20 protein-coding genes are annotated in these 18,895 nt (G+C 41.6%); all 20 read right to left on the bottom strand.

Annotated elements, in window-relative coordinates; translation table 11 throughout:
* Positions 1-39 precede the first annotated feature (39 nt).
* The gene (gene hisIE, locus EO132_RS03620; RefSeq protein ID WP_127136645.1) at positions 40-636 is read right to left on the bottom strand and encodes a bifunctional phosphoribosyl-AMP cyclohydrolase/phosphoribosyl-ATP diphosphatase HisIE; all 597 of its coding nucleotides are present in this window, start codon (positions 634-636) and stop codon (positions 40-42) included.
* 70 nt (positions 637-706) lie between these two features.
* Positions 707-1,462 carry an imidazole glycerol phosphate synthase subunit HisF gene (hisF, locus tag EO132_RS03615; RefSeq protein WP_127136644.1) on the bottom strand — a complete coding sequence of 252 codons (756 nt, stop codon included), beginning with the start codon at positions 1,460-1,462 and terminating at the stop codon, positions 707-709.
* Positions 1,462-1,986: a DinB family protein gene (locus EO132_RS03610; RefSeq protein WP_127136643.1), complete on the bottom strand. Its 525-nt coding sequence runs from the start codon at positions 1,984-1,986 to the stop codon at positions 1,462-1,464. The genes hisF and EO132_RS03610 overlap by 1 nt, the downstream gene beginning before the upstream one ends.
* Positions 1,979-2,710 carry a 1-(5-phosphoribosyl)-5-[(5-phosphoribosylamino)methylideneamino]imidazole-4-carboxamide isomerase gene (gene hisA, locus EO132_RS03605; RefSeq protein ID WP_127136642.1) on the bottom strand — a complete coding sequence of 244 codons (732 nt, stop codon included), beginning with the start codon at positions 2,708-2,710 and terminating at the stop codon, positions 1,979-1,981. Before hisA ends, EO132_RS03610 begins: the two co-directional genes overlap by 8 nt.
* A gap of 3 nt (positions 2,711-2,713) precedes the next feature.
* The gene (locus EO132_RS03600; protein ID WP_127136641.1) at positions 2,714-3,130 is read right to left on the bottom strand and encodes a GNAT family N-acetyltransferase; all 417 of its coding nucleotides are present in this window, start codon (positions 3,128-3,130) and stop codon (positions 2,714-2,716) included.
* Position 3,131: 1 nt separating this feature from the next.
* The gene (gene hisH / locus EO132_RS03595; protein ID WP_127136640.1) at positions 3,132-3,716 is read right to left on the bottom strand and encodes an imidazole glycerol phosphate synthase subunit HisH; all 585 of its coding nucleotides are present in this window, start codon (positions 3,714-3,716) and stop codon (positions 3,132-3,134) included.
* Complete coding sequence (gene hisB, locus EO132_RS03590) at positions 3,717-4,853, bottom strand: bifunctional histidinol-phosphatase/imidazoleglycerol-phosphate dehydratase HisB (RefSeq protein WP_127136639.1); 1,137 nt, start codon at positions 4,851-4,853, stop codon at positions 3,717-3,719.
* Positions 4,853-5,899, bottom strand: coding sequence for a histidinol-phosphate transaminase (gene hisC, locus EO132_RS03585; protein ID WP_127136638.1), 1,047 nt, complete (start codon positions 5,897-5,899; stop codon positions 4,853-4,855). The genes hisB and hisC overlap by 1 nt, the downstream gene beginning before the upstream one ends.
* Positions 5,899-7,182, bottom strand: a complete 1,284-nt coding sequence (gene hisD, locus EO132_RS03580; protein ID WP_127136637.1) for a histidinol dehydrogenase — start codon at positions 7,180-7,182, stop codon at positions 5,899-5,901. The genes hisC and hisD overlap by 1 nt, the downstream gene beginning before the upstream one ends.
* Positions 7,182-8,039 carry an ATP phosphoribosyltransferase gene (gene hisG / locus EO132_RS03575; RefSeq protein ID WP_127136636.1) on the bottom strand — a complete coding sequence of 286 codons (858 nt, stop codon included), beginning with the start codon at positions 8,037-8,039 and terminating at the stop codon, positions 7,182-7,184. Before hisG ends, hisD begins: the two co-directional genes overlap by 1 nt.
* A gap of 199 nt (positions 8,040-8,238) precedes the next feature.
* On the bottom strand, positions 8,239-9,054 hold the full coding sequence (locus EO132_RS03570; protein ID WP_127136635.1) for a prohibitin family protein: 816 nt from the start codon (positions 9,052-9,054) through the stop codon (positions 8,239-8,241).
* A 15-nt stretch (positions 9,055-9,069) separates the two neighbouring features.
* A complete protein-coding gene (locus EO132_RS03565) occupies positions 9,070-11,103 on the bottom strand; it encodes a vWA domain-containing protein (RefSeq protein ID WP_127136634.1) in 2,034 nt (677 codons plus the stop codon).
* A gap of 4 nt (positions 11,104-11,107) precedes the next feature.
* Positions 11,108-11,857, bottom strand: a complete 750-nt coding sequence (fabG, locus tag EO132_RS03560; RefSeq protein WP_127136633.1) for a 3-oxoacyl-[acyl-carrier-protein] reductase — start codon at positions 11,855-11,857, stop codon at positions 11,108-11,110.
* Positions 11,858-11,964: 107 nt separating this feature from the next.
* Positions 11,965-12,837 carry a succinate--CoA ligase subunit alpha gene (gene sucD, locus EO132_RS03555; RefSeq protein ID WP_127136632.1) on the bottom strand — a complete coding sequence of 291 codons (873 nt, stop codon included), beginning with the start codon at positions 12,835-12,837 and terminating at the stop codon, positions 11,965-11,967.
* Between the two features lie 62 nt (positions 12,838-12,899).
* Positions 12,900-13,835, bottom strand: a complete 936-nt coding sequence (locus tag EO132_RS03550) for a UDP-3-O-(3-hydroxymyristoyl)glucosamine N-acyltransferase (protein WP_127136631.1) — start codon at positions 13,833-13,835, stop codon at positions 12,900-12,902.
* Between the two features lie 6 nt (positions 13,836-13,841).
* The gene (efp, locus tag EO132_RS03545; RefSeq protein ID WP_127136630.1) at positions 13,842-14,408 is read right to left on the bottom strand and encodes an elongation factor P; all 567 of its coding nucleotides are present in this window, start codon (positions 14,406-14,408) and stop codon (positions 13,842-13,844) included.
* A gap of 4 nt (positions 14,409-14,412) precedes the next feature.
* Positions 14,413-15,198 carry an acyl-ACP--UDP-N-acetylglucosamine O-acyltransferase gene (gene lpxA, locus EO132_RS03540; RefSeq protein ID WP_127136629.1) on the bottom strand — a complete coding sequence of 262 codons (786 nt, stop codon included), beginning with the start codon at positions 15,196-15,198 and terminating at the stop codon, positions 14,413-14,415.
* Complete coding sequence (locus EO132_RS03535) at positions 15,199-16,611, bottom strand: bifunctional UDP-3-O-[3-hydroxymyristoyl] N-acetylglucosamine deacetylase/3-hydroxyacyl-ACP dehydratase (protein WP_127136628.1); 1,413 nt, start codon at positions 16,609-16,611, stop codon at positions 15,199-15,201.
* Entirely contained in the window at positions 16,595-17,629 is a 1,035-nt protein-coding gene (gene lpxD / locus EO132_RS03530) for a UDP-3-O-(3-hydroxymyristoyl)glucosamine N-acyltransferase (protein ID WP_127136627.1), read from the bottom strand. The genes EO132_RS03535 and lpxD overlap by 17 nt, the downstream gene beginning before the upstream one ends.
* Positions 17,630-17,652: 23 nt before the next feature.
* The gene (locus EO132_RS03525; protein WP_127136626.1) at positions 17,653-18,876 is read right to left on the bottom strand and encodes an HD domain-containing protein; all 1,224 of its coding nucleotides are present in this window, start codon (positions 18,874-18,876) and stop codon (positions 17,653-17,655) included.
* Between the last annotated feature and the right edge of the window lie 19 nt (positions 18,877-18,895).

The raw sequence follows: 18,895 nt of genomic DNA, 5'->3' as shown, positions 1-18,895 counted from the left end.
GTAAAGGCTGAACGTTTAGAAAAAACTTAACGGATTTGTTTAATGACGCTTTTCGAGCACTTGGGCAATATCATCCAAGGTATAGCCTTTGGCTTGAAGTAAAATCAAGTAGTGAAACAATAAGTCAGCACTCTCGTTCAAGAAAAGTTCCTCGTTGTCGTCTTTGGCCTCTATCACGGTTTCCACAGCCTCTTCGCCTACTTTTTGAGCAATTTTATTGATGCCTTTTCGGAAAAGGGAGGCTACATAACTATCCGGATTTTCTTGGTCGTTTTTCCTGGATTCGATGACGTCTTCCAATGTTGACAAAAAACCATACCCTTGAACATTTTTCTCGGCCCAGCAGGTGTCGGTTCCCTTGTGACAGGTATGTCCAACGGGATTTACTTTTACCAAAAGCGTGTCATTGTCGCAATCCACTTGCATGTCGACAAGGTTCAAAAAGTTGCCGCTTTCCTCGCCTTTGGTCCATAACCGTTGCTTGGAGCGGCTAAAAAATGTGACTTTTTGGGTTTCTTGGGTTTTATCAAACGCCTCTTGGTTCATGTAGCCCAGCATCAATACATTTTTGGTAGTTGCATCTTGAACAATGGCTGGCACAAGTCCGTCTGAATTTTTATTGAAGTCTATCTGCATTTTGATTTTTTCTTAAGCTGTTCCATCGAGATGTCATCCTGAGCGCAGTCGAGGCATCGAGATGTGGATTTCATATTCTAACAGGAATTCCTTCTTCCTTTAATTCTTCTTTGAGTGTATTGATTTCGATTTCCTTAAAATGAAAAACACTGGCAGCCAAAGCGGCATCAGCCTTTCCATCCTTAAATGTATCTGTAAAGTGTGAAACGGTGCCCGCACCACCTGATGCTATTACTGGAATATTCACCAATTCTGATAATTCAGCCAAAGCTTTATTGGCAAAGCCATTTTTAGTGCCATCGTGGTCCATCGAAGTGAACAAGATTTCACCTGCCCCACGTTCCTCTACTTCCTTGGCCCATTCAAAAAGGTCCAGTTCCGTGGGTACCTTCCCTCCTACCAAATGGACTTTCCATTTTCCATCAACTTGTTTGGCATCAATGGCCACAACGATACATTGCGAACCGAATTTGGCGACCAGTTCATTGATCAATTCAGGTCTTTTTACCGCCGATGAGTTGATGGAAACCTTGTCGGCACCGTTTTTAAGAAGAACATCCACATCTTCCACAGACGAAATCCCTCCTCCGACTGTAAAAGGGATATTGATGGTCTCTGCTACGTGATAGACCAGTTCGGCAAGGGTCTTTCTTTTCTCTTCGGTGGCGGAAATATCCAAAAACACCAATTCGTCGGCGCCTTCTTTGGCATAAATAGACGCCAATTCCACTGGGTCGCCTGCATCGCGTAAATCCACAAAGTTGATTCCTTTTACGGTGCGTCCGTTTTTAATATCGAGACAGGGTATGATTCTTTTTGTCAGCATTAATTCTTTGTTTCATTCTTGACATTCAGGTCTACGTCACCATAAAACCCTAGGTCCTTGTTCTGCAATAGTTTGGTCCAAAGTGCTATTTGGCCTGTGTGATAGGATAAATGCTCCGTAACATGGATGATATTGCCCACCCCGGAAAAGTTGAAACCCTGAACATTTCTTTTACGAAGCAACTCTTTGATTGGAGCATCGTAAAAAGCTCTTTTCGCATCGGATATGGTGTCTTCCAATTTTTTTATGAGTTCATCCTTTGTGTAACCTGATTCCGTTGAAAATTCCTCATCCCGTTTGCGCTCATCCTCTAAATTTTGGATGGAGGCAATTCCGTACTGGGTAATGTTTCCGCACAAATGAAGGATAAGATTGGCAATGCTGTTACTCGATTCGTTCGGTTTTTCCCAAACTTGCTCTTCCGATAGTTGTTCCAAACAAATTTTAATCATACGCAAGCTTTCGTTCATGCGATACCCCGCGTTCCAAACCAATTCCTCCTGAAGTTCTTTTTCCTTATCCATTTTCAAGAATATAATGTTCCAATTGCTTTAAACTGATTTTGCCTTCATAAATGGCTTTTCCAATGATTGTGCCTTCACAACCTATTTCGGCAAGTTTGGGGAGTTCGTCAAAGGTGGATATACCTCCGCTGGCAATTAAATTTAAGCCTTTTTTGGTTTGGGACAGCATTTTTGTGTATAACTGGAAGGCAGGGCCTTGTAACATGCCATCTTTGCTTATATCTGTACAAATCACATATTCGATGCCTTCAGATTGATATTGCTGAACAAAAGGAATCAAGTCCAGGTCAGATTCTTCTTGCCAGCCCGAAACCGCGACCTTTTCATTGTTGGCATCTGCACCTAAAATGATTTTTCTGGCACCATAGGTCGACAACCAGCTCAAAAAAGTTTCCCTATCCTTTACGGCAATGCTTCCTCCGGTAATTTGATACGCACCGCTTTGAAAGGCAATGTGCAAGTCATCCCCCGATTTTAATCCACCTCCAAAATCAATTTGCAAACTAGTTTTTAAGGCAATGTTTTCCAGTACTTTGTAATTGACAATATGCTTGGACTTAGCCCCGTCCAAATCCACCAAATGTAGGTGCTTGATACCGTGTGCTTCAAATTCCTTGGCAACTTCCAACGGGTTTTCGTTGTACACCTTTTTGGTGCTATAATCGCCTTTTGAAAGGCGGACACATTTCCCGTCAATAATATCTATGGCTGGAATGATTCTCATGTTCTAATCGTATTTTACTCGTTCTATGGACATCCACATTTTTGAATCCCCTACATTTTTAAAACCTAAAGCTTCATAAAAGCTATGGGCGTCCATTGTTTTAAGAGCAACTGTATTTACTTTTTTCACATCGGGCCGGTCCAAAATATGTTGAACCAGTTTTTTTCCCAGACCTTTGCCTTTGTATGGATCAAAGACAATTACATCCATAATATAGGCAAAAACCAAACCGTCCGTCATCATTCTGGCATAGGCAATCTGCTCATCGTTCTTATCGAACATGCCAAAACAGATACTTTTCTCAATGGTCATCTGTGTTTCTTCCCAAGTCCTCCCCTTTCCCCAATAAGTTGAAGAAACCTCTTCATGAATCTTTTGTTTATTCAATTTGCCCTTATCCGTTGAAATATAGAAATCCATTTTAGATTAGGGTTAAAAAGTTCTTCAATATGTCACTGCCCACATCACTGCTCTTTTCGGGATGGAACTGTACCCCATAAAAATTGTTTTTCTGTAAAGCGGCACTGTATTCCACATCATATTCGGATGTGGCAATGGTTTCTTTTCCCAAAGGAGCATAAAAACTATGCACCAAGTAGATATAGGATTTTTCTGGAATGTTTGCGAACAACTCACTTTGTAGATCAGAAATCTGGTTCCATCCAATTTGAGGGACTTTGACAGCGTTGGAGAATTTCACTACATCCAAATCAAAGATGCCCAAACCTTCGGTTTTCCCCTCTTCGGATGAGTGACACATCAATTGCATGCCCAAACAAATACCCAAAACAGGCTGTTTCAGGGTTGGAATTACCTTGTCCAATCCTGTGGCTCTTAACTTTGACATGGCAGAACTTGCTTCACCAACCCCTGGGAAAATTACTTTATCGGCAGTCCGGATTTCATCAGCATCATGACTCAAAATAGCCTCAAAACCTAGCCGTTTTATGGCAAACATGATGCTCTGGATGTTTCCGGCACCGTAATCGATTATTACTATTTTCATTTAAAGCATTCCTTTAGTTGATGGCAATACCATTTTCTCTGCGTCTCGTTTCACTGCCATTTTAATGGACTTGGCAAGGGCCTTGAATATCGCTTCGATTTTATGGTGTTCGTTGGTTCCTTCCGCTTTAATGTTCAAATTGGCCTTGGCACCATCTGTAAAGGATTTAAAAAAGTGCATGAACATCTCCGTAGGCATGTCCCCCACTTTTTCTCGCTTGAATTCGGTATCCCAAACCAACCAGTTTCGTCCGCCGAAATCAATGGCCACTTGTGCGAGGCAATCGTCCATCGGTAACGCAAAACCATAGCGTTCGATGCCCAGTTTGTTTCCAAGTGCCTTGGAGAACAATTCACCCAAAGCAATAGCCGTATCTTCAATAGTGTGATGTTCGTCCACTTCTAAATCGCCATCTACTTTGATATCCAAATCCATTTGTCCGTGTCGAGCCAATTGGTCCAACATATGATCAAAAAAGGCCAAGCCCGTGTTGATGTCACTTTTCCCAGTTCCATCCAGGTTGATTTTTATTTGAATATCGGTCTCGTTGGTTTTTCGGGAAATTTCAGCAATGCGGTTCTCAAGCTTCAAGAATTCATAAATTTTTTGCCAATCGTTACTTTCCAAAGCGATATGGTCATCCAATTCTTCACGCTTTACCGTGATTTCCCCTGTGCCCAAATTAGTTTCATCATTAATAAAGATACCTTTGGCACCCAGATTTTTGGCCAACTCCACATCCGTTAACCTATCACCAATTACAAATGAATTCGTCAAATCATATTCATCCGAAAAATAAGAGGTCAACATGCCAGTGCCGGGCTTTCGAGTATCCGCATTCTCTTTTGGGAATGTCCTGTCGATAAACACATTATCGAATACTACTCCTTCATTTTCAAAAGATTTAATGATAAAGTTGTGCACGGGCCAAAAGGTGTCTTCTGGAAAAATATCGGTGCCCAACCCATCCTGATTGGTAATCATCACCAACTCATAATCCAACTCATTGGCAATTTTACCCAAATAAGTAAAGGCCTTGGGATAAAAAATCATTTTTTCAAAGGCATCTATCTGCTCATCGGCAGTTTCCTTGATGATGGTTCCATCACGATCAATGAATAGTACTTTTTTGCCCATTAGTTCAATTCTTTTAAGATAGCTATCAATTTTTTATTCTCCTCAGGTGTACCCACGGTAAACCGTAGGGTGTTCTCACATAGTGGTTGTGTACTTCGGTTGCGTACCACTACTTGTTTTTTCAATAGTTGTTGGTAGCGTTTGTTGGCATCATCCACTTTGGCCAATACAAAATTGGCATCGGTGGGATATAATGTTGAAACAAATTCCAAACTGTCCAATGCTTTGATTAGCTCTGTTCTTTCGTTCAGAATACTTTGTACTTCTTGGTTGACCAAATCTTGGTTTAAAACGCGTTGTAATGCTCTTTGCTGCGTTAATTGATTGACATTGTAGGGAGGTTTAATCTTGTTCAAAATACGGATGATTTCTTCGGATGCATAGCATATACCCAAGCGAATGCCTGCCAAACCATAGGCTTTTGATAGGGTTTGGGTCACAATTAAATTGGGATAATTGTCGAGTTGTGACAACCAACTTTCATCTTTTGAAAAATCAATGTATGCCTCGTCAATCACCACTAGTCCTTTGAACGATTTCAATAGTTTTTCAATCCCATCTTTTTTAAAGGAATTACCAGTGGGGTTATTGGGCGAACAAATAAAAAGTAACTTGGAATTGTCGTCAACGACGTTTAGAATTTTATCCACATTGGGCTCAAAATAAGCAGTTAAAAGAACCTCTTTGTTCTCTACTGCATTAATCCCTGCCAGCACCTTGTACATACCGTAAGTAGGCGGTAAAGTGATGATATTATCCTGATTCGGTTCGCAAAAAGCTCGGTAAATTAAATCCAGTATCTCGTCGCTCCCGTTCCCGAGCAATATTTGGTTTTCAGATACTCCTTTTTGCTCCGCCAACAGTGATTTTAAACTTCGTTGATAAGGGTCAGGATAGCGGTTGACCCCATTATCGAAAGGATTTTCATTGGCGTCCAAAAATACCATTTCAGAGCCATCGGAAACATACTCGTCACGTGCCGAAGAGTACGGTTGAAGCTTGCTAACCGACTCCCTAACCAATTTATTTACAAAAAACCCCTCCATTATTTCAAACTTTTAAGTCTAAGGGTTACGGCATTTTTATGCGCTTGCAATCCTTCTGCCTCAGCCATCAACTCAATGGCGGTTCCGATACCTTTGATACCTTTCTCCGATATCTTCTGAAAAGTCATACTTTTCAGAAAACTGTCCAGATTTACACCGCTATATTGTTTTGCATAACCGTTGGTGGGCAGGGTATGATTGGTTCCGGAAGCATAGTCGCCCGCACTTTCCGGGGTGTAATTTCCAATAAAAACAGAACCGGCATTCTGGATGTTTTCCAGATAAAAACCCTCATTTTCAACACAAACGATAAAATGTTCAGGGCCATACTCGTTAATGAGTTCCAACGCTTCTTGGTCGTTTTCCACTAAAATCATTCTGCTATTCCCAACGGACTTCTGAGCTATCTCCACCCGTGGCAACTGTTGAATTTGACTTTCTATCTCCTTCTCAACAGCATCAATCAATTTTTCTGAAGTAGAAACCAGAATTACCTGACTGTCCACCCCGTGTTCGGCCTGACTCAATAAATCCGAAGCAACAAAGGCTGGATTAGCAGAATCATCAGCAACAACCAGCAATTCACTAGGCCCGGCCGGCATATCAATGGCCACACCATATTTCGTAGCCAATTGCTTGGCAACCGTTACATATTGGTTGCCCGGTCCAAATATTTTGTGCACTTTTGGAATACTCTCCGTGCCAAAGGTCATCCCTGCTATGGCCTGAATGCCTCCAACCTTAACAATTTTTGTTACGCCACAAAATTGGGCCGTATATAAAATGGCTGGGTTGATATCACCATTTATGTCTGGTGGACTGCAGAGCACGATTTCTTGGCATCCCGCCAGTTTTGCTGGAATGGCCAACATCAAAATAGTAGAAAATAGTGGCGCTGTGCCTCCTGGAATGTACAATCCCACTTTTTGAATCGGACGTTTTTCCTGCCAACACTCCACCCCTGGCAGTGTTTCCATTTCAACTTTTGATGTTTTCTGGGCGGCATGGAACTTTTCAATATTGGATTTTGCTAGGGCAATAGCCTGTTTCAAAGCATCGGAAACAGCATTGCTTGCTTGTTCAATTTCACTTTCGGATACAAAAAGGGAATCTAATTTTACCTTATCAAATTGAGATGTATATTTTTTGATGACAGTATCACCATCAATTTTTACCTCTTTAAAAATATTGTTGACAATTTCCTCAATGTCAGAAACGGTCTGGGTGGGACGTTTAAGAATTTGCTCCCATTCGGTGCGCTGTGGATAATTGATATGCTGCATTACAATACCATTTTTTCAATAGGACAAACCAAGATTCCTTCGGCACCAGCTGCCTTAAGCTCATCGATAACTTCCCAAAAGGTTTCACGATTGATTACCGTGTGCACAGAGCTCCACCCCTCTTCTGCCAAAGGTAAAACCGTGGGACTGCGCATTCCAGGGAGAATGGAAATAATTTCATCCAGCTTGTCGTTTGGGGCGTTCATCAACACGTATTTGTTCTGTCTTGCTTGTAAAACCGACTTGATCCTGAACTGAATTTTCTTCAGTAGTTCTTTGCGCTCTTCGGAAATGGTGGGAGATACGGCCAATACCGCTTCGCTTTTCAACATTACCTCCACTTCTTTCAAATTGTTTTTAAAAAGAGTGCTGCCACTGGATACGATATCGCAAATCCCGTAGGCCAAGCCTATGTTGGGTGCAATTTCCACTGACCCATTGATGATGTGCAAATCTGCAGTCACCCCTTTTGAGGCCAAATACTCTTTCACTGTATTCGGGTACGAAGTGGCTATCTTTTTCCCTTCAAAATCCTTGATGGAATTATAGGTAACGCCCTTTGGTACAGCAAGGGAGACACGACATTTGGAAAAATTCAAACGTTCCGCAATGGAAATGTCTTTTCCTTTTTCAATCAAAACATTTTCGCCGATAATGGCAATGTCCACCACGCCATCCCGTAAGTATTGGGGGATGTCACCATTACGTAAATAAAACACTTCCAATGGGAAATTCCGGGAGGTAGCTTTTAATTGGTCTTTTCCGTTATCGATGGAAATACCGCAATCTTTTAAAATGGCAAGGGAATCCTCGTTTAAACGGCCACTTTTTTGAACAGCAATTCTAATTTTTGTCATTTTTCAATCGTTTTGTCTGAAAAACCAAATGGGCACAAAAAACAAACCCGTTTGATTTCTCAAACGGGTTAGAATATATTTTAAAAACAACAATACATTTCTATCTCGCTTGAGGGCAAGTATAAAAATGATGATGTGTGTTTTTGTTTCTCATGATGCTTCAAAAGTAGGGTATATTTTTTTATCAAAAAAGGGGAATTTAGTTATTTCCCAAAATTAATGGCAATCCGCTGTCTCCTGAACCTACAATTACAGTCTTTGCATTGGGAGATTCAGACAATTTCAATGTGGCATCTATACCCTTGTCCTGCAATATTTTGTCCGTTAACGAAGCACTTAAAATACGGTTGGCATCGGCTTTACCTTGGGCTTCAATTCGAACTTTTTCGGCTTCTTTCTCGGCAGTTACCAATCTAAATTCATACTCCAACGACTCTTGCTCTTGCTTAAGTTTACGTTCGATTGCGTCCTTGATGGTGGGCGGTAAGGTCACATCTCTTACTAGCACCTCATTGAGTTGAATATATTGGTCATCCACAATTTTTTGGGTCTCCTCGAAAATTTCCTGTTGAATAGCATCACGCTTGCTGGAATATAGTTGTTCCGGAGTATATCTACCAACAACACTACGGGCCGCGGAACGGATTGCGGGGAGCAGAACGCGCTCTATATATTGTTCACTCTTTTCTTGATGCAACTTTCCAAGCTCATTATATTTAGGCTGGAACCATACGGAAGCTTCCAATTTAATATCCAGACCGTTGGAAGAAAGCACGTTCATTTTTTCAAGCTTTTCTTGCTGTCTTACTTCGTATACATATACCTTGTTCCAAGGTGCCACAATATGAAAACCTTCACTCAATGGCGGCTCTTCGGTTACAACACCACCACCAAATCGTTTCCAAAGTACCCCGGCCTCACCAGCTTCAATGGTAACTGTGGACCTAGATATAAAAATGATCAGAATGATGATTCCCGCTAATACGGGCAATGCAATTTTTGGTAATTTATCCATGTTATTTACTTTGATTTATATTAAACCGTTATATTTTCTGATGAACCATTCCGCTGCGAGCGAAATAATGATGAGTCCGAGTAAAATACGGAAATCTATTAAAGATACAACATTATCCCTGCTTTTTTGAACAGGTAAAAACTGTTGGGACGATGATAGATCGGACTGTAGTTCTTCCAGCTTGTCCAAATAATAGACCTGCCCTCTATTTTTGGAGGCTAAACGCTCCATTTTTTTATAGTTTGCAGAAATGAGCTGCTTTTCAGGGTTAAAATCCAAAATCCTGAAAGTTCCAGATTGGCTCAAGTTTTCATCCTGAACGGTCACGGTAAACTCGTACGCTCCTGTTTCCAGGTCACTTAAGTCAATTTCATAAAAGGAGCCTTTCAATAACATGGGCGACACTCTTGAAAATTCGGTTTCCTTTCCTTCAATTGTGATGGAAATGTTTGCATTGGCATCAAACTGATAGCTTTCATCAAAATATGAAGCCCTGATTTTAGCCATGCTTGCATTGTCAAAAACCAATTCGTAATCCAGCTCCAAACGATTTCGTTGCTTGTTGGAGCCCAAATACACCATCAAATTCCCGATAAATTCATCAAAAGTGTCAAAACTCTGCTCGTTTCGGTACACCTGTGCACGCCAGCGCCAAATATCCTCTCCAAAAAGCACGGCTTCCTTTATGTTGGATTCGGTCAAAATCACAAATAAAGGCTTTTCCAAGTTGATGCCCTGTAATTGTTGGAACATCAAGATTTCACTTTCTTTGTTCAATTGAATATCAGCAAGGGTGCCTTTTAAAGGCGGAAATCCTTCCACAGCAAAATTGCCCAACCCAAATAAACCGAAGGCGTTGTTCAATACGGGTAGAATATCCTCAGACTGTCGACTCCCTGAAATGGTAAAGCTCTCTTGAATCTGATTTAAAAAGTTCCAATCCGTTTTGCTTCCGGTAATCGTAACATAGTTAGCGCCTGAATTATTCAAAAACTTGAATATGTTTCTAAAGTTTCGGTTGGGTTGATACAGAATAATCAATCCCATATCCTCCAGTTCTGATTGACCGATGTTTGGTTTTAAAAGGGTTACGGAGCGTTGTTCATTGGATTCAATAGACTTTTTCAATGCACCTATGTCCGGATGGAGCATATCGGAAACGATGGCAACATTTGTTTTTTCATCAATCACCTCAATGGCTGTTTCCTTGGAATTATTAGCGGTATTACGCTCATTTTCAAAAGCTCCCACTTCAATTTTAATGGTTTTGATGCCCACGCTTTGCGCCTCGACCAAGGTATTCAACGTTTGACTGTTCTTGGTTGCACTGAGGTTTACCCTTTCTTGATGCACCCTGTTCCCGTTGATGGAAATAGTTACTGTACTGGATACTGGTCTGTTCCCTTGGTATCTAATCGTGGATTCAATGGGGAAGCTATTTCGTAAAAAGGCAAATTTGTTCACGTTAATGAGTCCAACGGAAATATCCTCATACTGCGTTGTATCCCCTATCACAACAGGATTTACGGATGTATTCTCACTTAATGTGAGATATTCATAATCCCTGCCCAGGGTCTGATTTCCATCCGAAAACAGCAAAATGGCGTTGTTACCATTCACAAAAACATCATTTAAAGTAGCCAGCGCATTGGAAACATCGGTATTGCCTTGATCAAATTGAATAGAATCGGTGGCGGAAATGGAATTACCAAACCCATATTGATGCATGGTAAAGCGATCGCGCAAAGCCTCATGCTGCTTAATTTCCTCGATAGCTTGGGAAATATCAGCTTCGGATGAAGCATCTTGCATGGAAGTGGAATTATCCACTAACAGAATCAAATTCGCTTTCTCAACAAAATAATCCTTGCTGACAAACTTCGGGTTAATCAAAAGTAAAAGGCCGCAAAACAAGGTAACAAACCTCAATGCGGCCAATATTATTTTAAGTGAACCCTTTCTTGGGTTTTTATAGAAGTATTGAAAATAGACAAGGGTAAGCGCGGCAGCAACTGCTAAGACAATAAGAAGTACCGTGCTCAACTCCATTCATCTATGTTAACATTCCACCATCAACGTTCAATACCTGTCCTGTTACGTAGTCGGATAGGTCGGATGCCAAGAATACACAGGCGTTGGCAACATCTTCTGGGCTTCCACCTCGTTTCAACGGAATGCCTTCCCTCCAACCTTGAACCGTTTTTTCGTCCAATTTCTCGGTCATTTCAGTTTCGATGAAACCGGGAGCAATGGCGTTGCAACGGATGTTTCTAGACCCCAATTCCAAGGCTACGGATTTTGTAAAACCAATCATACCTGCCTTAGAGGCCGCATAGTTGGTCTGTCCGGCATTACCTTTTACGCCCACAACGCTACTCATATTGATGATAGAGCCTTTACGTTGCTTCAACATGGTACGCTGTACGGCTTTGGTCATATTAAAAACGGACTTCAGGTTGATTTCGATCACTTTGTCAAAATCATCTTCGCCCATGCGCATCAATAAATTGTCCTTGGTAATTCCAGCATTATTGATCAGCACATCGATTTTCCCGTCAAAATCTTCCAAAACCTTGGCAACAAGGGCTTCGGATTCTTCAAAACTGGCTGCATTACTTTTATAGGCCTTGGCTTTTACGCCCATTTCGGTCAATTCCTTTTCCAATTCCAAGGCTGGAGCTTCACTGGAACTGTACGTGAATGCCACATTTGCTCCGTGTTTTGCAAATACTTCGGCAATTCCTTTTCCAATTCCTCTACTGGCTCCAGTTATAATTACGTTTTTCCCTTCCAAAAGTTTCATATAATGATGGTGTTTGAATGGTTATTAACCAAATATAGTTGTTGTTTTATGTTTAGACGAAAAAAAATCCCGCATAAAACGGGATTTAGTATGGTTTTAACGGTTGGTTACCCAACCACTTCTTTCACTTTTACGCCAATTTCTGCAGGGGAATCCACCACGTGGATACCACAGTCGCGCATAATCTTTTTCTTGGCTTGTGCTGTATCATCGCTTCCACCCACAATAGCACCAGCGTGTCCCATAGTACGTCCGGCAGGAGCAGTTTCACCAGCGATAAAACCTACAACTGGTTTTTTACTTCCGCTTTCTTTGTACCATTTTGCTGCTTCGGCTTCCAATTGACCACCGATTTCTCCAATCATTACAACACATTCCGTTTCCGGGTCGTTGATTAAAAGCTCAACAGCTTTTTTGGTTGTGGTTCCGATGATAGGGTCACCACCGATTCCAATAGCTGTAGTGATACCCAATCCCTGACGAACTACTTGGTCTGCAGCCTCATAGGTCAATGTTCCAGATTTTGAAACGATACCAACTTTTCCTTTTTTGAAGACAAATCCTGGCATAATACCAACTTTTGCCTCACCTGGAGTAATTACACCCGGACAGTTTGGACCGATCAATGTACAATCCATATCCTTAATGTAATCGTTGGCTTTTACCATGTCAGCAACAGGAATGCCTTCGGTAATGGTAATGATTACTTTGATTCCTGCATCGGCAGCTTCCATAATGGCATCCGCAGCAAATGCGGGTGGAACAAAAATAATAGTGGTGTCGGCACCAACTTCTTTTACAGCATCTTCCACTGTGTTGAAAACTGGTTTCCCTAAATGTTCCTGACCACCTTTTCCTGGGGTCACACCACCAACTACGTTGGTTCCGTATTCAATCATTTGTTCGGCATGGAAGGTTCCTTCACTACCGGTAAATCCTTGTACAATTATGTTTGAATCCTTGTTTACTAAGACGCTCATATATTTAACTTAATGTAGAGATACAAAAATATGGTTTACTAAAGTTTTTTTCTATTGATTTCTTAAATCTTTTTCAGTTTTTTCAAGATTTCTGGAATCCTTTTGATGTATGCGATTTGTTTGAGTTTTTCCCGTGCTTCCTCAGCTGGGTAACCAAAGTAGGTTTTACCACCTTCCAGTGATTTTGAAATACCCGATTGCGCCAAGATAACCGCTTTTTTACCGATGGTGGCTCCACTCGTGATACCTACCTGGCCCCAAAGGGTAACTTCGTCCTCAATAATGCAACAACCCGCGATACCTACGTGGGATGCAATCAAACATTTTTTTCCGATAACGGTATCGTGCCCTACTTGAATCTGGTTATCCAATTTGGCTCCTTCTTTTATGGTAGTTGAACCTGTTACTCCGCGGTCAATGGTGCATCCTGCTCCTATATCCACGTTGTCCTCGATTACCACATTTCCTCCAGAAAGCAATTTATCAAAACCTTCGGGTCTGTTTTTGTAATAGAACGCATCCGCTCCTAATACGGTTCCTGCATGAATGGTCACATTGTCGCCAAGGATACATCCATCATAAATGGTTACGTTCGGATGAATCACACAGTTTTCACCTATTTTCACATGATTACCGATAAAAACATTGGGCTGAATTATGGTTCCCTCCCCTATCTCGGCTGAATCAGCAATGGATGATGCCGCTGTTTCAAAAGGTTTGAAATGACGGGTCAACTTGTTGAAATCCCTAAAGGGGTCATCCGAGACAAGCAAAGCTTTGCCTTCTGGACATTCCACTTCTTTGTTGATGAGAATAACCGTAGCCTTGGATTGTAGTGCTTTGTCATAATATTTGGGATGGTCCACAAATACTATGTCGCCTTCTTCCACCACATGAATTTCGTTCATGCCCAAAACAGGGAAGTCAGCATCCCCAACGAAATCGGCATCGATGATTTCCGATATTTCCTTTAAGGTATGGGTTTTAGGGAATTTCATCTAAGGCTACTCTTTGGCACGTTCCAAGTAGGCTGCTTTTTCCGTGTCGATCTTTATTTTGTCGCCCTCGTTGATGAAAAGCGGTACATTGACCGTTGCTCCAGTCTCTACCGTAGCAGGTTTGGTGGCATTTGTAGCGGTATTTCCTTTCACACCAGGTTCGGTATGTGTTACTTCCAATACCACACTGGCAGGCATCTCAACGGAAAGGGGCATATTGTCCTCTGCATTGAAAATGATGGTTACCACTTCACTTTCCTTCATCAAATCGTAAGCATCAAGAGCATCTCTTTGCAAAGCAATTTGGGTGTAATCGTCCGTGTTCATAAAGTGATAGGTCTCCCCATCATTGTACAAGAATTGATAGGAACGTGTCTCCACACGAACATCTTCAATCTTGTGACCTGCTGAAAATGTATTGTCGACTACTTTACCCGTAGTCACACTTTTTAGTTTGGTACGGACAAAAGCTGGTCCTTTACCTGGTTTTACATGAAGAAACTCTACAATCTTGTAGATATCGTTGTTGTATCTAATGCACAACCCTTTTCTTATATCAGAAGTACTTGCCATAAATTTAATTTGAACTGAAATAACCTTTCATAATTCCACGCTGCGAATCTCTTATAAATTGAAGGATTTCGTCTCTCTCGGGAGTTGCCTCCATCTCGGCTTCAATAATGGATGCCGCTTGGGAATTATTATAATTTTGTTGATAGAGTAGTCTATAAATATTTTGAATCTCTCGAATCTTGTCGGATTCAAAACCTCTTCTACGCAATCCTATGGAATTGATGCCCACATAGGAAAGTGGCTCTCTTGCTGCCTTCACGTAGGGAGGTACATCTTTACGAACCAAGGAACCACCCGTTACAAAGGCGTGATTTCCGATGGATACAAACTGGTGCACAGCGACCATTCCAGCCAAAACCACATTCTGGCCAATGGTTACGTGTCCTGCCAAAGTAGAGTTGTTACTGAAGATGCAGCCATCGCCCACGAAGCAATCGTGCGCTACGTGGCAATAGGCCATAATCAAACAGTTGTTGCCGATTACGGTTTTCATACGGTCCGAAGTACCTTTATTAATTGTGGCACATTCACGAATGGTGGTGTTATCCCCTATTTGAACAGTGGTGTCCTCGCCTTGATATTTTAAGTCTTGCGGCATTGCGGAAATTACGGCGCCCGGGAAAATACTACAGTTTTTTCCAATTCGCGCGCCTTCCATGATGGTTACGTTAGAACCAATCCACGTACCCTCGCCAATAGTGACGTTGTTGTGTATTGTTGTAAAGGGCTCAATGACCACATTTTTGGCAATTTTGGCCCCTGGGTGTACATATGCTAATGGTTGGTTCATCTACGAATCTGTATTTTTTGTTTTTACGATCTGGGCCATCAATTCGGCTTCGGATACCAATTTTCCGTTGGCGTAAGCATAAGCCTGCATGTGGCAAATCCCTCTACGGATGGGAGAAATCAAATCGCACTTAAATATTAAAGTATCTCCCGGAACTACTTGTTGCTTGAACTTTACCTTGTCAATCTTCATGAAAAAGGTCAGGTAGTTTTCGGGATCTGGAACTGTGCTCAACACCAGTATTCCTCCTGTTTGCGCCATGGCCTCCACTTGCAAAACACCGGGCATTACCGGAGCTCCAGGAAAGTGACCTACGAAGAACGGTTCGTTCATGGTCACGTTTTTCACTCCTACCACATGGGTGTCGGAGAGTTCCAAAATTTTATCCACCAATAAGAATGGTGGTCGGTGCGGCAACCTTGCCATGATTTCATTCACGTCCATTAAAGGCTCTTGATTCAAATCATAGCTGGGAACCTTGTTTCTTTTCTCTATTTTAATGATTTTGGACAGTTTTTTCGCAAACTGGGTATTTACAAAGTGTCCAGGCTTATTAGCGATGACCTTACCTCTAATTCGAGTTCCGGCCAGGGCCAAATCCCCAATTACATCCAATAATTTGTGTCGTGCAGCTTCGTTGGGATGGTGCAGGGTCAAATTATCCAAAATACCGTTTGGCTTTACGGAGAGTTTTTCCTTACCAAATGCTTTTTCCAACTTCTTCATGGTGGATCCGGAAATTTCCTTGTCCACATACACAATGGCATTGTTTAGGTCTCCGCCTTTGATCAGACCATTTTCCAACAACATTTCCAGTTCATGCAAAAAGCTAAATGTTCTTGAATCGGCAATTTGATCTTTAAAATCGGACATTTTTTCCAAAGTGGCATTCTGGGTACCCAATACTTTGGTTCCAAAATCCACCATGGTGGTCACTTGGTATTCATCTGCGGGAATGATGGTAATTTCGCTACCAGTGGTTTCATCTTTATAGGAAATCACATCCTTAACCACATATTCTTCACGCTCCTGTTCTTGCTCTACGATGCCTGCTTCTTCCAGCGCTTCTACGAAAAATTTTGAAGAACCATCCATAATAGGAGGTTCAGGGGCGTCCAATTCGATTAAAACATTGTCAATATCCAACCCCACTAGTGCAGCAAGCACATGTTCCGAGGTGTGAATTTTCACTCCGTTCTTTTCCAAATTGGTTCCACGTTGGGTATTCACCACATAATTGGCATCTGCCTCGATTATGGGTTCCCCTTCCAAATCAATTCTCTTGAACGCATAACCATGGTTTTCATCCGCTGGAAGAAAACTCATGGTTACATTCTCGCCTGTATGTAGTCCTACACCTTGTAGCGTTACTTTTTTGGCTATGGTGCGTTGTTTGTTACTTGGTTTGCTCACCTTCAACTCTTTTTTCTATGTTGGAGATTTGATTTGCCAATTTCGGCAAATTCTTAAAGTGTACATATGATTTGTTGAAGTCTCCGTAGTTCAATGCTGGAGATCCTTGGAGTACTTCATCATCTTTTACATTTCTTCCAATACCGGATTGGGCCTGAATACGGACCCTATCACCAATAGTGATGTGCCCTACGATACCTACTTGCCCTCCAATCAGGCAGTTCTTGCCGATTTTGGTAGAACCTGCCACGCCGGTTTGTGCAGCAATGGCGGTATGTTCACCTATTTCAACATTGTGCGCTATCTGTATTTGATTATCCAGCTTTACACCCCTTCGTAAAATGGTGGAGCCCAAAGTGGCGCGATCAATCGTGGTACCGGCACCTACGTCTACATTATCTTCTATGATCACATTGCCGGTTTGGGGCACTTTGCTATATTCTCCTTCGGCATTCGGTGTGAATCCAAATCCATCTGCACCAATAATAGCTCCTCCGTGGATAACACAATTGTTACCGATGATGGTTTCGGAATATATCTTGGCCCCAGCAAAGACGATAACATTATCGCCAATGCTTACATTATCGCCAATATAGGCGTTCGGGTAAACTTTTACGTTGTCCCCAATTTTCACATTCTCTCCCAAATAGGCAAATGCTCCAAGGTAAAAACCCTCTCCGTAGCTTGCGCTTTCAGAGATATAGCAAGGGTTCTCAACCCCCACCTTGTTATTTTTTACCTGATTGTAGTATTCCAGCAATTTGGAAAAGGATTTATAGGCGTCATCCACCTTTATCAATGTGGTGGAGACGGACTGTTCAGGAACAAAATCCTTATTTACAATGGTAATGGAAGCCTTTGTGGAATAGATATAAGAGGTATATTTTGGATTGGCCAAAAAGGTCAACGAACCTTTTTCCCCTTCTTCGATCTTGGATAATTTGTGGACAGCGATTTGAGGATTTCCCTCAACTTCCCCTTCTAAGATTCCGGCAATTTGGGTAGCTGTAAATTTCATTGGTGCAAAAGTAACAAAATTTGTTAAACGGCTTTCTTCGGATAACAGCTGTAATATTTAGTGACGGTTTTGGCCAAAGCTTTTAAGCTAAGTTGATCCGACTCCTTGAGCACATCTGAAATTTTTCCGTTCTTCTTTAAAATTCTTATGGCTTCATCCTTACTGTAAGCCTTGTTGGATATCTCCCCTTGAAAAACGAAATTGGATGCTTCTTCAGCGGAAAGGTCATGCTGTTGCATCATCCAATTCATCTTTTCATCAAGTTTTTCCGGAGTAATAGGTCTCTTTTTCACTTTTACATGTAGCAACCTCCGGTCCAGCAACATCTTGCAGAGCTTGGAGAGCACAAAATCCTCATGGAATTGCCAACCCTTCAAAGCACCAAGAATATCAATGTCGTCAAGTTCGGCAAAAGTTTTTAAAACTTCAGCATCAAAATCCAAAGTTCCATTGTTCTTCAGAAAAAATAAAAGCGGACCACTACCTGTTAAATCTTCTCCTTGAACCAATAGTAATCTTGCCCGTTGCATAATGCGGACCAAAAGCTGTTCGGCCACAAGTCCTGTCTTGTGCAAGTATACCTGCCAGTACATGAACCTACGAGCCATCAAAAACTTTTCTACGGCATATATGGCCTTTTCCTCTACGACCAAGTTGCCATCTACCACATTGAGCATGGAAATCAATCGCTCTGAGTTGATATTACCTTCGGTAACCCCAGAATAAAAACTATCCCGTTTCAGGTAATCCAGGCGGTCCATATCCAATTGACTTGAAACCAATTGATTTAAAAACGATTTTTGGTAATCTCCTTTGAAAATGGAAATAGCGGTATCCAATTGACCATCAAATTCCTTATTGAGCTCCAACATGAATTTTAAGGAAATCTGCTCATGACTGATTTCTTTGGCAACGAAGCCTTCAAGGGCATGTGAAAATGGTCCATGGCCGATATCGTGAAGCAAAATGGCACACAATAGCCCCTTCTCTTCCTCTTCGGTGATCTCAACATTTTTTAATTTTAAAACCTGAATGGCCTTGGTCATTAAATGCATGCTACCGAGCGCATGGTGGAATCGGGTATGATGTGCACCGGGATAGACCAAATAAGAGAGCCCCATTTGGGATATTCGTCTCAGCCTTTGAAAGTAAGGGTGCGAGATAAGACTAAAAATTAGTTCGTTGGGAGTTCCAATAAAACCGTAAATTGGATCGTTGAAAACATTAAGCTTATTGGTTTTTACCAAAGTTTTTTGTTTTAATTCC

Source organism: Flagellimonas oceanensis (assembly GCF_003992595.1).
GTDB classification, from domain to species: domain Bacteria; phylum Bacteroidota; class Bacteroidia; order Flavobacteriales; family Flavobacteriaceae; genus Flagellimonas; species Flagellimonas oceanensis.
The sequence above is the reverse complement of the archived record's forward strand: the minus strand, read 5'-3'. Positions and strand labels throughout refer to the sequence as shown.

What these genes read in the sequence shown, in the direction of transcription:
- hisIE (WP_127136645.1), bottom strand. Translation starts at nt 636, where the DNA reads ATGCAGATAGACTTCAATAAAAATTCAGACGGACTTGTGCCAGCCATT.
- hisF (WP_127136644.1), bottom strand. Translation starts at nt 1,462, where the DNA reads ATGCTGACAAAAAGAATCATACCCTGTCTCGATATTAAAAACGGACGC.
- EO132_RS03610 (WP_127136643.1), bottom strand. Translation starts at nt 1,986, where the DNA reads ATGGATAAGGAAAAAGAACTTCAGGAGGAATTGGTTTGGAACGCGGGG.
- hisA (WP_127136642.1), bottom strand. Translation starts at nt 2,710, where the DNA reads ATGAGAATCATTCCAGCCATAGATATTATTGACGGGAAATGTGTCCGC.
- EO132_RS03600 (WP_127136641.1), bottom strand. Translation starts at nt 3,130, where the DNA reads ATGGATTTCTATATTTCAACGGATAAGGGCAAATTGAATAAACAAAAG.
- hisH (WP_127136640.1), bottom strand. Translation starts at nt 3,716, where the DNA reads ATGAAAATAGTAATAATCGATTACGGTGCCGGAAACATCCAGAGCATC.
- hisB (WP_127136639.1), bottom strand. Translation starts at nt 4,853, where the DNA reads ATGGGCAAAAAAGTACTATTCATTGATCGTGATGGAACCATCATCAAG.
- hisC (WP_127136638.1), bottom strand. Translation starts at nt 5,899, where the DNA reads ATGGAGGGGTTTTTTGTAAATAAATTGGTTAGGGAGTCGGTTAGCAAG.
- hisD (WP_127136637.1), bottom strand. Translation starts at nt 7,182, where the DNA reads ATGCAGCATATCAATTATCCACAGCGCACCGAATGGGAGCAAATTCTT.
- hisG (WP_127136636.1), bottom strand. Translation starts at nt 8,039, where the DNA reads ATGACAAAAATTAGAATTGCTGTTCAAAAAAGTGGCCGTTTAAACGAG.
- EO132_RS03570 (WP_127136635.1), bottom strand. Translation starts at nt 9,054, where the DNA reads ATGGATAAATTACCAAAAATTGCATTGCCCGTATTAGCGGGAATCATC.
- EO132_RS03565 (WP_127136634.1), bottom strand. Translation starts at nt 11,103, where the DNA reads ATGGAGTTGAGCACGGTACTTCTTATTGTCTTAGCAGTTGCTGCCGCG.
- fabG (WP_127136633.1), bottom strand. Translation starts at nt 11,857, where the DNA reads ATGAAACTTTTGGAAGGGAAAAACGTAATTATAACTGGAGCCAGTAGA.
- sucD (WP_127136632.1), bottom strand. Translation starts at nt 12,837, where the DNA reads ATGAGCGTCTTAGTAAACAAGGATTCAAACATAATTGTACAAGGATTT.
- EO132_RS03550 (WP_127136631.1), bottom strand. Translation starts at nt 13,835, where the DNA reads ATGAAATTCCCTAAAACCCATACCTTAAAGGAAATATCGGAAATCATC.
- efp (WP_127136630.1), bottom strand. Translation starts at nt 14,408, where the DNA reads ATGGCAAGTACTTCTGATATAAGAAAAGGGTTGTGCATTAGATACAAC.
- lpxA (WP_127136629.1), bottom strand. Translation starts at nt 15,198, where the DNA reads ATGAACCAACCATTAGCATATGTACACCCAGGGGCCAAAATTGCCAAA.
- lpxD (WP_127136627.1), bottom strand. Translation starts at nt 17,629, where the DNA reads ATGAAATTTACAGCTACCCAAATTGCCGGAATCTTAGAAGGGGAAGTT.